General features: G+C 75.3%; 11 protein-coding genes and 1 pseudogene. 5 read left to right on the top strand and 7 right to left on the bottom strand.

What is annotated here, in order from left to right; translation table 11 throughout:
• Positions 1-126 precede the first annotated feature (126 nt).
• Positions 127-882, top strand: coding sequence for a futalosine hydrolase (locus OG896_RS23060; RefSeq protein ID WP_329368246.1), 756 nt, complete (start codon positions 127-129; stop codon positions 880-882).
• Entirely contained in the window at positions 875-1,789 is a 915-nt protein-coding gene (locus OG896_RS23055; RefSeq protein WP_329368244.1) for a 1,4-dihydroxy-6-naphthoate synthase, read from the top strand. Before OG896_RS23060 ends, OG896_RS23055 begins: the two co-directional genes overlap by 8 nt.
• A 105-nt stretch (positions 1,790-1,894) precedes the next feature.
• On the opposite strand, the gene OG896_RS23050 is transcribed toward OG896_RS23055, so the two are convergent.
• A complete protein-coding gene (locus OG896_RS23050) occupies positions 1,895-2,278 on the bottom strand; it encodes a cold-shock protein (protein WP_103885605.1) in 384 nt (127 codons plus the stop codon).
• A gap of 301 nt (positions 2,279-2,579) precedes the next feature.
• On the opposite strand from OG896_RS23050, the gene OG896_RS23045 reads away from it, so the two are divergent.
• Positions 2,580-2,915 (top strand): hypothetical protein, encoded by a 336-nt coding sequence (locus OG896_RS23045; protein ID WP_329368242.1) that lies wholly within the window; start codon positions 2,580-2,582, stop codon positions 2,913-2,915.
• Here the strand turns inward: OG896_RS23045 and OG896_RS23040 are convergent.
• The gene (locus tag OG896_RS23040) at positions 2,894-3,523 is read right to left on the bottom strand and encodes an HAD family hydrolase (RefSeq protein ID WP_329368240.1); all 630 of its coding nucleotides are present in this window, start codon (positions 3,521-3,523) and stop codon (positions 2,894-2,896) included. The genes OG896_RS23045 and OG896_RS23040 overlap by 22 nt on opposite strands.
• 146 nt (positions 3,524-3,669) lie before the next feature.
• A complete protein-coding gene (locus tag OG896_RS23035; RefSeq protein WP_329368238.1) occupies positions 3,670-4,779 on the bottom strand; it encodes an HAAS signaling domain-containing protein in 1,110 nt (369 codons plus the stop codon).
• A gap of 89 nt (positions 4,780-4,868) precedes the next feature.
• On the opposite strand from OG896_RS23035, the gene OG896_RS23030 reads away from it, so the two are divergent.
• The gene (locus OG896_RS23030) at positions 4,869-7,334 is read left to right on the top strand and encodes a helicase C-terminal domain-containing protein (protein ID WP_329368236.1); all 2,466 of its coding nucleotides are present in this window, start codon (positions 4,869-4,871) and stop codon (positions 7,332-7,334) included.
• 63 nt (positions 7,335-7,397) lie between these two features.
• Here the strand turns inward: OG896_RS23030 and OG896_RS23025 are convergent, their stop codons facing one another.
• The 3 genes from OG896_RS23025 to OG896_RS23015 form a co-directional block, all read right to left on the bottom strand.
• Complete coding sequence (locus OG896_RS23025; RefSeq protein ID WP_329368234.1) at positions 7,398-10,076, bottom strand: caspase, EACC1-associated type; 2,679 nt, start codon at positions 10,074-10,076, stop codon at positions 7,398-7,400.
• A 5-nt stretch (positions 10,077-10,081) separates the two neighbouring features.
• A complete protein-coding gene (locus tag OG896_RS23020) occupies positions 10,082-10,507 on the bottom strand; it encodes an effector-associated constant component EACC1 (protein WP_329368231.1) in 426 nt (141 codons plus the stop codon).
• A 165-nt stretch (positions 10,508-10,672) separates the two neighbouring features.
• Complete coding sequence (locus OG896_RS23015) at positions 10,673-11,290, bottom strand: VanZ family protein (protein ID WP_329368229.1); 618 nt, start codon at positions 11,288-11,290, stop codon at positions 10,673-10,675.
• Position 11,291: 1 nt separating this feature from the next.
• On the opposite strand from OG896_RS23015, the gene OG896_RS23010 reads away from it, so the two are divergent.
• A complete protein-coding gene (locus OG896_RS23010; protein ID WP_329368227.1) occupies positions 11,292-11,642 on the top strand; it encodes a hypothetical protein in 351 nt (116 codons plus the stop codon).
• Positions 11,643-11,755: 113 nt separating this feature from the next.
• On the opposite strand, the pseudogene OG896_RS40465 reads toward OG896_RS23010, so the two are convergent.
• A pseudogene (locus OG896_RS40465) lies at positions 11,756-11,881 on the bottom strand (LPXTG cell wall anchor domain-containing protein); the annotation flags it as partial.
• Between the last annotated feature and the right edge of the window lie 208 nt (positions 11,882-12,089).

Genomic DNA, 12,089 nt, shown 5'->3' with positions numbered 1-12,089 from the left:
GCTGAGCGGCAACTGAGCGACGGCTGAGGCCCGCTGCTCAGCCACCGCTGAGCGGCAAGTGAACGACGGCTGAGCGACGGTCGGCCGCGCCCCGGTCCGTCGCCGTACGGATGGGCGGTTGAACGGATGAGCGGTACGACAGCCCCCGCGAACCGCCTGCTGGTGGTGACCGCGGTGGCCGCCGAGCGCGACGCGGCAGCCGCGGGCCTGGCCGCGGTCCTCCCCCCGGGCGCCGTGACCACGGACGCCCCCGATCCCGCCACGGCCCCCGACCCCGGGCCCGCGCCCGCACTCATCGCCACCGTCCTGGCCGGCGGCGTCGGCCCCGGCGCCGCTGCCTCCGCCACCGCGACCGCACTGGCCCGCGCGGAGGCGGCCGGGCAGCCGTACGACCTGGTGCTCAGCGCGGGCATCGCCGGCGGCTTCGCGCCCACCGCACCGGTCGGCTCGGTGGCCGTGGCGAGCGCGATCACGGCGGCGGACCTCGGCGCGCAGACGCCCGACGGCTTCGTGCCGGTCGCCGAGTTGGGCTTCGGCACCTCCCGCCACCTCCCGCCACCGGAGCTGAGCCGGGCGGTGGCCGACGGCCTCGCGGCGGCGTACGGGCCGGTGCTGACGGTGTCCACGGTGACCGGCAGCGCCGAGCGGGCGGCCGAACTGGCGGGCCGTCACCCGGGCGCGGTGGCGGAGGCGATGGAGGGTTTCGGAGTGGCCGAGGCGGCCGCGGCGGCGGGCCTGCCGGTGCTGGAGATCCGTACGGTGTCCAACGCCGTCGGTCCCCGCGACCGGGCCGCCTGGCGGATCGGGGAGGCGCTGGCGGCCCTGACGGCCGCGTTCGGGAAGCTGCCGGCCGTACTGGGAGTTGAGGCACATCATGGGTGACGAGCAGAAGACAGAGCAGCAGCGGCCGGATCAGCGGGCCGGGCAGGACGGGTCGGCCGAACGGGAGTCGGCGTTGCGCATCGCGTACTCCCCGTGCCCGAACGACACCTTCGTCTTCCACGCCTGGGCGCACGGCCTGGTCGAACAGGCCCCGCCGCTGGACGTGTCGTTCGCCGACATCGACATCACCAACGGCATGGCGGAGCGCGGCGAGTTCGACATCCTGAAGGTGTCGTACGCGGTGCTGCCGTGGGTGCTGGAGGAGTACGCGCTGCTGCCCTGCGGCGGGGCGCTCGGCCGGGGGTGCGGGCCGCTGGTGCTGACGAAGGAGGCCGGCACCGACCTGGCGGGGAAGACGGTCGCGGTGCCGAGCGAGCGGTCGACGGCGTACCTGCTCTTCCGGCTGTGGGCGGCGGCCGAGGTGAGCGGCGGCGTCGGGAAGATCGTGGTGCTGCCGTTCCACGAGATCATGCCCGCGGTGCGGGACGGCCGGGTGGACGCGGGCCTGGTGATCCACGAGGCGCGCTTCACGTACCAGAACTACGGCCTGCACAAGCTCGCGGACATGGGCGAGCACTGGGAGGCCACCACCGGGCTGCCGATCCCGCTGGGCGCGATCATCGCCAAGCGGTCGCTGGGCGGCGAGCGGCTGCGCGCGCTGGCCGATGCGGCGCGGGCGTCGGTGCGGCGCGCCTGGGACGAGCCCGAGCTGTCCCGGGAGTACGTCCTCGCGCACTCCCAGGAGATGGACCCCGCGGTCGCCGACCAGCACATCGCGCTGTACGTCAACGAGTTCACCGCCGACCTCGGCGAGGACGGCTACGCGGCGGTGCGCGGGTTGCTCACCCGGGCCGCGGCCGAGGGTCTGGTGCCGCCGCTGCCGGCCGGCGCGCTGGCTTTCGGATAACCGGCGGATTTGTGACGGATGTGACCTGAATTACCGCACCGGGCTTTACCGGAATCCACGGTTCCGGTAAAGCCCGGTTAAAAGGGGGCGCTCGCCGCCGAAGGGTCAGACGTCGAGCTGGTCGGCGACGACGCGCAGCACCGAGGCGATCTTGTGGCCGTGCGCCTTGTCCGGATAGCGGCCGCGCTGGAGCGAGCGCGCGACGTCCTCCAGCAGCGAGGTGAGGTCCTGCACGATCGGCAGCAGCTCATCCGGCTTGCGCCGCTGGGCGGCCGCGACGGACGGTGCCGGATCGAGCAGCGTCACCGAAAGCGCCTGGTCACCGCGTTGGCCCGCGACCACGCCGAACTCCACGCGCTGGCCGGGCTTGAGGGCCGCCACCCCTTCGGGCAGCACCGACGAGTGCACGAAGACGTCGCCGCCGTCATCGCGGGAGAGGAAGCCGAAGCCCTTCTCGCTGTTGAACCATTTGACCTTGCCGGTAGGCACGTCCGACCTCGTCCTCATTGCTCGGTGTCGCCCGAAGTTCTCGGAGCTGATGGAAGTTACTCGAAATTACCCGAACCCGCCGGGGGCTGCTGGAGAATTACCCGAGAGCAGCTGGAAACCGCTCCCGGCAGGTCGTCAGCGGACCGCTCCGGACCCGTCCGAGGACCCGTCGGCAGACCCGTCCGCGGACCCGTCCGAACAGTCGCCGGCAGCGCGCCGACGGCCCGCCACCGTACGACAGGACGCCCGGCGGCCCTGACTCCGTTCCACTCCGTCCACCCCACGGACCTACCCTTGTCGGGTGAGCAAACAAACCCTGGGCCCCGGTGACCTGCTGGTCCGCACCGGCGCCATCACGTTCCTGGTCGGGACCGTTGGCACCGTGGTGACGGTCGCGCCGCTGCTGCTGCACACCAAGCGGCTGCCCACCCCGGCGTACTTCGTGTCGATGCTGATGGGGCTGGGCCTCGCGCTGGCCCTGGTCGGGCTGCTGAAGTCCGCGCTGGCCCAGCGGCACGCGACGGCGGGCGGTGCGGGGGGAACGGCCGTGCTCGGGCAGTCCGTGGTCGGGAAGTCCGGGATCGGGCAGCAGGCGGCCGGGCAGGCCGCCGCGGATCAGGCCGCCGCGGAGCGGTAGTCCGCGAACCAGGCGGGGAACTCCGTCAGGTCGGCCAGCACCACGTCGGCGCCCGCCGCCAGCAGTTCCTTCTCCCCGCACGGCCCTGTCGCCACGGCCACCGACAGCGCGCCGGCGGCACGCGCCCCGCGCACGTCCCCGACGTGGTCGCCGACGTAGACCGACGCGCCGTACTCGACCAGCGCCTCGGCCTTCGCCTCCGCCCACAGCCAGCCGCGCAGTTCGGCCTCGATGCCGACGTGGTCCAGGTGCAGCCGGGCGTTCGGGGCGTGCTTCGCCGTGACGACCAGCGGCCGGCCGCCCGCTGCCCGTACCGCCTCCACCGCGGCCACCGCTCCGGGCATCGCCGGGGTCGGGAGGATCGCGTGGTCGACGTAGAGCGCGCGGTAGCGGTCGCCCATCTCCGCGATGAGCTCGGGCGCGAACCAGTTCGCCAGCTCGTCCTCCAGCGGCGGGCCGAGGCGGGTGACGGCCAGCGCCGAGTCGATGAAGGTGCCCGTCTCCGCGGCCAGCCGGTCGTACACCGCCTTGATCCCCGGGCGGGAGTCGATCAGGGTCATGTCGAGGTCGAACCCGACGGTCAACGGGGCGGCGAGGTCCTTGGTCACCCGCCCATTGTCCCTGACGGCGACGGGACCCACCCCGGTGCCCCCGTTCCCGCCCCGTTCCGTCCTCCGGGGGGACCGGAGGCACCGGAAGGCGGTCCCGGCACCGACAGCACCGGGCGACCCGGAGGGTCCGCCCGGGCCGAGCGCTACGCGGACCTGCGCGCCCGCCAGAGGAAGTACAGGGCGGAGCCGACGGCGGCGACGCGGACCGCGACGGGGAGGTCGTCCCGGATCACGTGGCCCATCTGCCCCTGGGCCACGGGCGAACCCCAGCGGCCCTTGTCACGGCCCCAGAGCCAGACCGCGTAGCCCACGGCCGTGGCCCCGGGCACCCCGAACACCGCGATCTTGGCCTGGGTACGGGTGAGGGTGCGCGAGAGGTATCCGGCCAGCCAGCCGAGCCCGAGCGGAATCCATGAGCCGATCACCACACCGGCGACCAGGAGCGCGGCGGCGCACAGCAGCAGCGGGCTGCCCCACCGCTTCACGCGGGCACGGGCGCCCCCGCCCGCGCCCGCGCCCGGCCGCAGCAGCCCGCGCAGCCCCTTCCGCCCCGTCGGCCCCGCCTCGGCCGGCCCGCCGCCCGCCGCCCCCTCGCCTTCCCCGGGGCCACCGCCCCCTCCCCCCGCGAGGGCACCCGGGAGCGGCCGCAGCTCCTCCCCCGCCTCCTTCCCCGCCAGGTCCTCGTCGTCGAACGGGATGAAGATCCCCCCGGTCATCCCCGGCAGCCCGGCCAGCTCGTCCCCGGCCCGCAGCCGCCCCTCCCCCAGCCCGCCGCCCCACCACTCCGGCTCCCGCTCGCCGCGCGACCGCGGCTTCTCCCGGCGGGAGGCCCGCCGCTCCTCGCGCGAATCGTCACGCGACCCGTCGGACGGCTCCTCCGGCGACCTCTCCCGCGACTTCGGCACCGCCGCCCCGCGCGGCTTCGCGTACGGCCCGTACGTCCCCGGCGCGGGCTCCCCGGCGGGCGGCTCGCCCGCACCGGACCCGGAGGCAGCCCCCGACGCGGCGCCGGCAGCGGACCGGCCCGACCCGCGGGTGCCCGCCGCCGCCTCGACCACCTCGTCCGGGCTGCCGAACCGCCCGAGGATGCGCTGCACCGCCGCCGCGTTGTCCCCCTCGCCCCTGGCCCGGTCGATGTCGGTCCGCAACTGCGCCACCAGCCGCATCCGGTCGGCCGCCGGAAGCGCGGTCTGCGCCAGGTCACCGACCCGGCTGAGGTAGTCGAACACCAGCCGGTCGCTCTCCACGCCCACCGCCGGGCTCCTTCCGCCGTCCGCCGCACCGCCGCCCGCCACGACGACCGTACCCGTCCGCTTACCTCCATGCGGCTAATGTGGGACGGATGGATACGGCAGAGCCGCGCACCCTCGCGGAGGACCTGCGCGCACGTGACGACGACGCGCTGGCCCGCCTCCTGCGCGCCCGGCCAGACCTGCTCACCCCGGTCCCGAACGACCTCACCCAGCTCGCCACCCGCGCCGCCACCCGCGCGTCGGTGCTGCGCGCGCTGGACCAGGTCGACGCGTTCACCCGCCAGGTCGCGGAGGCGCTCGCGGTGGCCGCCGACCCGTGCCCGTACGACGCGTTGCGCGTGCTGATGGCCGGCGCGGACCCGGCCGGGGGCGGCGCCGCCCCGCTCGGCGAGCCGCTGCCCGCCGACCTCGCCGCGGCGGTCACCGCCGCCCTGCCCGGCGCGGTGGAGCGGCTGCGCACCCGGGGCGTGGTGTGGGGCGGCGAGGACCGGCTGCGGCTGGTGCGCGCGGCCCGCGACGTGCTGGCGCCGTCGCCCGCGGTGGCGTCCGCGACCGGGCTCGGCCCGTCCGTCGGCGAGGCCACCTCGGGCATGTCGCCCGCCCGGCTCCAGGAGATCGTGGCCGACGCGGGCCTGCCGGCCACCCACGACCCGGTGAGCGCCACCCGCGCGCTGGCCGAACTCTTCGCCGATCCGGGCGGGTTGGGCCCGCTGCTCGACTCCGCGCCCGAGGGCGTGCGCACCGTGCTCGACCGCCTGGTGTGGGGACCGCCGTACGGCGAGGTGCGGGACGCGACCGCACCCGTACGGGCGAAGGACGCCTCGACCGCCGTGCAGTGGCTGCTCGCCCGCGGCCTGCTGCTGCCGGCCGGCCCGCACAACGTCGCGCTGCCCCGCGAGGCGGCGCTCGCGCTGCGCGGTGGCCGCGCGCACCGCTCCCCGCAGCCGGCGCCGCCGCCGATCGCCCCGGTGCCGCGCACCCCGCGCACCGTCGACCTCACCGCGGCCGGCCAGGCGCTGACCGCCGTACGCACCGTCGCCGAACTGCTCGCCGCGTGGGAGACCGGCGGGCCGGCCGTGCTGCGGGCCGGCGGGATCAGCGTGCGCGACCTCAAGCGGACCGCGGCGACCCTCGACCTGCCCGAGCCGCAGGCCGCCTTCTGGGTCGAACTCTCCTACGCCGCGGGGCTGGTGGCCGCGGACGGCGAGGTCGAGGAGGCGTACGCCCCGACTCCCGCGGCCGACGGATGGGCCCAACTCCCGTCCCAGCAGCAGTGGTCGGTACTGGCCTCCGCCTGGCTGACCGCGACCCGCACCGCAGGGCTGGTCGGCAGCCGGGACCCGAAGGGGCGGGCACTGGCCGCGCTCGGCCCCGACCTGGACCGCCCGCTCGCCCCCCAAGTACGGCGCGCCGCCCTCGACTTGCTCGCCGAGCCGCCGCCCGGCACCGCCGCGGACCGGGACGCGCTGCTGGCCCGGCTGCGCTGGGACCGCCCGCTGCGGCCGGGCGCCGACGCGCTGCGCACCGACCTGCTCGACTGGACCCTCATGGACGCCGAGACACTGGGCGTCACCGGGCGCGGCGCGCTCGCCGCGCACGCCCGGCCGCTGCTGGCCGGCGACCCGGACGCGGCCGCCGCCGCGCTCGCCCCGCTGCTGCCGGAACCACTCGACCACGTGCTGCTCCAGGCCGACCTGACGGCCGTCGCCCCGGGTCCGCTGGTCGCGCCGCTCGCGGAGATGCTGGGCATGCTGGCCGACATCGAGTCCAAGGGCGGCGCCACGGTCTACCGCTTCACCCCCGAGTCGGTGCGGCGCGCCCTGGACGCGGGCCGCAGCGCCGCCGAGTTGCAGTCCTTCCTGACCACCCACTCGCGTACGCCCGTGCCGCAGCCGCTGAGCTATCTCATCGACGACGTGGCGCGCCGGCACGGCGCGCTGCGGGTCGGCGTGGCCGCCGCGTACCTGCGCTGCGACGACGACGCCGTGCTCACCGAACTCCTCGCCGACCGCCGGGCAGGCGGCCTCGGGCTGCGCCGGCTCGCCCCGACCGTGCTGGCCGCGCAGGCCGACCCGGCCACCCTCCTGGAGCGGCTGCGCGCGATGGGCCTCGCCCCGGCCGCGGAATCGCCCGACGGCGACGTCCTGATCACCCGCCCCGACGCCCGCCGCACCCCGCCGCGCACCCCGCCGCTGCCCGTCACCGACGGGCCGCCCGCGCCCGACGACGCGCTGCTCGGCCTCGCGGTCAAGGCGATCCGGGCCGGCGACCGCGCCGCCACCGTCACCCGCAGCGCCCCCGCCGCCCGCGACGGCGGCCTGCCCCGCACCCCCGCCGCCGACACCCTCGCCACCGTGCAGGCCGCCGCCCTCACCGGCGAGTCCCTCTGGATCGGCTACGTCAACGCCGAGGGCGCCGCCACCCAGCGCGTGATCGCCCCGCTCCGCGTCGAAGGCGGCTACGTCACGGCCTACGACCACACCGCCGACGAGAACCGCACCTTCGCCCTCCACCGCATCACCGGCGTCTCCACCCTCGCCGAAGACCCGTCCTGACCCGGCCTGTTCCGACACCCGTCCTGACCCGGCCTCACCCGAAACCCGGCAGTTCCGAAACGGTCAGCTCGCCGTGCCGTCACCGTCGTCGAGCACGGAGCGCCGCAGGAGCGGGAAGTACGCCGGACCGGGCGGCGGTTCCAGGCCGAGCGAGACCGCGAGTTTCTTCGCCCGGCCGCCGAGCCGGACGGCGTAGCAGCGCAGCGCGTACGCGGCGTCGTCGGGGAACCCCGCGCCGTGCAGCCCGGTGACCGTGGCGCGCAGGTGGCCGATCGCGTCCCACGATCCCCCCTTGATCACGACCCGGGCGGTGCCGTGCAGTCCCCTGCGGCGCAGGGACAGCGTCAACTCCAGCCGCCGCGCGGAGTCGAACCACGCCCCCGCCGCCCGCCGGGCCGCGTACCGGACCGCTTCCTCACGGCCGAGGGCCCGCAAGGCCGCCAGCGCCAGCGCCAGCCCGGTGGGAGACCCGAAGCGGTCGGCCACGGCCTCCAGGTTGCTCTTGTACAGGGTCGGGACACGTCCGCCGGCCGAGATCCCGCGGTCGGACAAGCAGGCCCGCAGCGCGAGGGCTTCGGGGAATCCTCCGTGTTCCAGCCAGGCGAGCCGTGCGGCGAGGTCCGCCGGAGCCCTGCGGGCGCCGTAGTCGAACAGCGCGAGGAGGTCCAGATGGCTTCCGATGTCGCGCAGTTGTTCCAGCACCTCGGCGAACGCCTCGCCCGACGCGGTGCCGAACGAGGTGAACACCTCGTCGTAGCGCCCGTCCGCCAGGAACGGCTCTCTGAGCAACGCGAGCCGCGCAGGTGCCGGTTGAGCAGCGATCGCGGACAGCAGCCGGTCACGGTCACGGGTCCGGCCCCGCTCCTCCAACCCCTCCAGCAGCCGCGCGACGTCCTGCGCGGACGACTGGCCGACCTCGTCGAGCAGGGCGTTCGCGTCCACGGGGCGGCCCATCTCGCGCAGGCTGTCGACGAAGTCCACCGCGGCCTCGACCGGGCCGGTGCGGGTCGCCATCGACAACAGCAGGACGGAGTCCTCACCTCGGCCCTGCCGGTACAGCGTCTTGGCGAGTGCCGTCAGGTCCGCCGGAGACATCGCGGCAGCGCACCGCCGCAGCACGGTCGAGGCGTCGGGGCCGAGGCCCGCCGAACGCAGTTCCGCGCAGAGTTCGGCGATGGTCCGCAGATCGGGACGCACCGACGACGCTGACGGGGGAACGGCGCCGGCGATCCACCCTTCGAGGATCGTGGCGGCGTCGTCCTCGTGTTCCGCCTCGTGCATCTTCCGCAGGAGCTGCACGAACGCGGGCACGGGACGCCGTGTCACCGTCTCCTGGGTCCGCAGGTAGAGCGCGAAGGCCCGGTCCTGCTGGCCGATGGCCAGGAGGGCGTCGGCCAGGCGTCCTGATTCCTCCGGGGAGTCCGTGGTGGCGGCCGTGAGGACCCGGTCGGCCTCCGGCTCGAGACCGGCGGACCAGAGCGCTCCTGCCAGTTCGAGGACGTCGTCGGTACTGCTCAGACGCTCGGTCCGCAGGGACAGCAGGCGGTCCGCCTCGGCCGAACGGCCGTTGGAGCGCAGGGACTTGTAGGTGGCCGCGACGACATCGACGGATTGGCCGGCGGCATGGTGCAGGACGCGTGCGGCGTCCGCCGGCTCGTCATCGACGGCGTACAGGGCGTCGAGGTAGTCGGCGACGGCCTGCGGGCCGCGATCGGACAGGGCCGCGGTCACCACACCGGAGGCAGCCCGGTCGTCCGCCGCGCTCAAAAGCGCCGCGAGGGCGGCCACTTCCTGGACCGGACGGCGCGCCGCCCATTCCCGCAGCAGCGCGTCGGCGGCAGCACCGCCGTCCGCGGTCCTCGACCTCGCGGCCTCCTGGACGAGTTCGCGTGGCGTCCGGGCCGGCCCGGTCACCACGTGGGGGGTGCCGGACGGGCTCGCGCCCTGCTCCTCGTCGTCCACCGGTGCGCTCTCCGCCAGGTTCCGGTTCCTGGCGAAGACGAGGGTGCGGCCGGTGTTGCTGAGCCGCTGCTGCGGCAACGGGCGTCCCTTGGCTCGCAGTTCGCCGTACAGGTGCTCGTAGACGTGGGTGGCCTCGATCAGTTCGCCGGCGTCGGGCAGCCCGCTCTCCAGCAGACGGATCAGCTCTCCGGTGAACGCCGTGTACGTCTCGCCGGGCGGCGACTGCGACTGCCGGGTCGCGGAACTCGCGGTGAGGAGGTAGGAGCCCGCGATGCGCGTCTGCTCGGCCATCTGCACCGCCCGGCCGGCGCCGCCCATGCCCCCCTCGAACGCCCGCCCGCCGTAGCAGCAGTCCAGGATCACGACCCGGTTGACGTCGCGCCGGGTACGGAGCACCTCGCCGCGTACGGCGTCGAAGTCGAGTGCGGTGTAGGCCCGTTCGGGATCGGTGCCGGGCAGGGCGAGCAGGAGGCCGTTGACGTCCGGATGGGCCAGACCGTGCCCGGCGAAGTAGACCAGCAGCGTGTCCTCGGCCCTGCGCGCCGCGTCGTGGATCGCGTCGAGGACCTCCTCCCGGGATTCCGGCTGCGGCAGCCGTACGCAGTTCCCTTGCGGCAGGCCCCAGATCGTGGCGTCGGTGAACAACTCGGCCAGCCTGCCGAGGTTGTTCGCGACCGCGGGCAGTTCGTCGAGGGAGGCGTGGTCGTACGACGCGGCTCCGACGAGGACCGCGTACGAGCGGTGCGGATCGGCGAGTTCCCTGTCCCCCTGGGTGGCCATGCGGGCTACTCAGGGACCTGGTCGTCAGGGTCGGGCGCGGGCTGGTCGGGGGCGGGCTGGTCGGGCTCGGGAGGTGGCTCCGGCAGCGCCGCGAGCACCGCCAGGACCCGGCGCACCTCGTCGTCGGTGCCGTTCTCCACGGTGACGGACAGGCCGTCCGAGGCGCGGGTGAAGGTGAATCCCGCGCCGCGCCCGCCGCCGGCTCGCGAGCGGCGCCAGGAGACGTACTGCATCGCCAGGCTCGCGATGGTCGTCGACTCGGCGAGGACGACCTGGATGACCTCCAGGGCTCCCATCGCCCCGGTGCGGCCGGTGGCGGCGTTCTCCAGGCGGACCGACTCGGGCCCGTCCTGGTCGTCCCTCAGCCAGCGGAAGAAGTCGTGCAGGGCAGGAACCTCGTCGTCGTTCGTCGCCCGGATCTCCACCCGCATCTGGAACTCTCCGCCTCCTGGCACACCGCGCGGCCCCTGGGCCGGCCCAGCTCGAAGTGATGGTGCCACAGGGGCGCAGGGGGTGCACACGTTCTCGCCATAGGGGAACGCCCCGCTCCGGTACGGCGCACCGCGAACGCGCACCGCCCGCCGGCGGGTGCCCGGTCAGCGCTCGGGATCGGCGGGGGCGGGCTCCGGAGCCTTGCCGATGCCGTAGCGGTGGTACCAGTGGGGGCGGCGGGGGTGGAGGGCGCGGCCGAGGCGGAGGCCGAGGGCGAGGTAACCGAGCAGGGAGCCGGCGGTGTTGAGGATGACGTCGTCGATGTCGAACGCGCGGCCCTCCACGATCGCTCCCTGGGTGGTCTCGACCATGAGCATCACGAGGGCGGTGACGACGACGACCCGGATCAGCCCGCGGGTGCGCGGGAAGAGGGTGGGCAGCAGGATGCCGAAGGGCACGCCGAGCAGGATGTTGCCGCCGATCTGCTTGACGGTGTCGCGGGTGTCCGGCTGGTCGAGGTAGGCCCGGATCGACGCGCCGGGGCGCAGGTTGGTGTGCACGAGGGCGTCCGAGGCGGGCGACGGCACAAGGGTCACCCGGGCCAGCGCCACCGCGAAGGCCACCATCGCGACCACGAGCACCGCGAGCACCAGCGCCCGGGCCGCCAGCGCGACCGCGGAACGGCGCTGGAGCAGCGGGGCGGGCGGGGCGTCGCGGCGCGCGGCGGACTTGGCGGACGCGGCGGAGTTGGCGGGCTTGGCGGACTTGGCGGGCCCTGCCACCTTGGCCGACTTCGCCGACTTCGCCGGTACGTCGCCGCCAGAGCGCGGCCACCAACCGGGCAACGTACGGCGGGACTTCGGCGCCTGGCCGGCCGTGGCCTTGCGGGGCCGCCCGGCCGCCTGCTTCGGCGAAGAGCCCGGCTTGCGCGCGGACTTGGGCTTCGGCCCCTGCTTCGGCCCCGGCTTCGGCTCCGGCTTCGACCTGGGCTTCGGCTCGGGCTTCGACTTCGGAACGGACTTGGGCGCGGCCTTCCGCGCCGCCCCCGGTGTGGCCGCCCCGCTCGACCCGGAGGACGGGCCGGCACGGAAGAGCGGGACTCGTAGCGCCATGGAACGCGGCCCCCTCGAATAGGCACTGTCCCTGCGGCGCTTACCCCCGACCGGCCGCCGTACGCCGTGGGAAGGCGTGCGGCGGCCGGACCGGCGGCGATCGTACGGATCGTACGAACGGTCATACGCGTGGCGTCAGTTGTGGCGCCCGCGCCTGCGGCTGAACACCACCAGCGCACCGCCGGCGCCCAGCACCCCGACGGCCGCCGCGGCGGCCCACTCGACCTGGGCCGACGCACCGGTGTGCGGAAGGGTCGGCGGGGTCGAGGTGGGCGTGGTCGGCGTCGTGGGCGGGGTGGTCGGCGGGTGGCTGGGGTGGTGCGACGGGTGGTGACTCGGGTGATGGGACGGGTGGTGACTCGGGTGGTGGGACGGCGGAGTCGTGGGAGGGGTGGTCGGAGGCGTCGTGGGGGGCGTCGTGGGCGGCTTCGTCGGAGGGGTCGTCGGCGGCTTGGTGGGCGGCGTCGTC

It is taken from the genome of Streptomyces sp. NBC_00669, assembly GCF_036226785.1.
In the GTDB taxonomy this organism is placed as follows: domain Bacteria; phylum Actinomycetota; class Actinomycetes; order Streptomycetales; family Streptomycetaceae; genus Actinacidiphila.
The sequence above is the reverse complement of the archived record's forward strand: the minus strand, read 5'-3'. Positions and strand labels throughout refer to the sequence as shown.

Bases quoted from the DNA above. Each gene is read 5' to 3' on its own strand.
- OG896_RS23060 (WP_329368246.1), top strand. From the start codon at position 127: ATGAGCGGTACGACAGCCCCCGCGAACCGCCTGCTGGTGGTGACCGCG.
- OG896_RS23055 (WP_329368244.1), top strand. From the start codon at position 875: ATGGGTGACGAGCAGAAGACAGAGCAGCAGCGGCCGGATCAGCGGGCC.
- OG896_RS23030 (WP_329368236.1), top strand. From the start codon at position 4,869: ATGGATACGGCAGAGCCGCGCACCCTCGCGGAGGACCTGCGCGCACGT.
- OG896_RS23025 (WP_329368234.1), bottom strand. From the start codon at position 10,076: ATGGCCACCCAGGGGGACAGGGAACTCGCCGATCCGCACCGCTCGTAC.
- OG896_RS23020 (WP_329368231.1), bottom strand. From the start codon at position 10,507: ATGCGGGTGGAGATCCGGGCGACGAACGACGACGAGGTTCCTGCCCTG.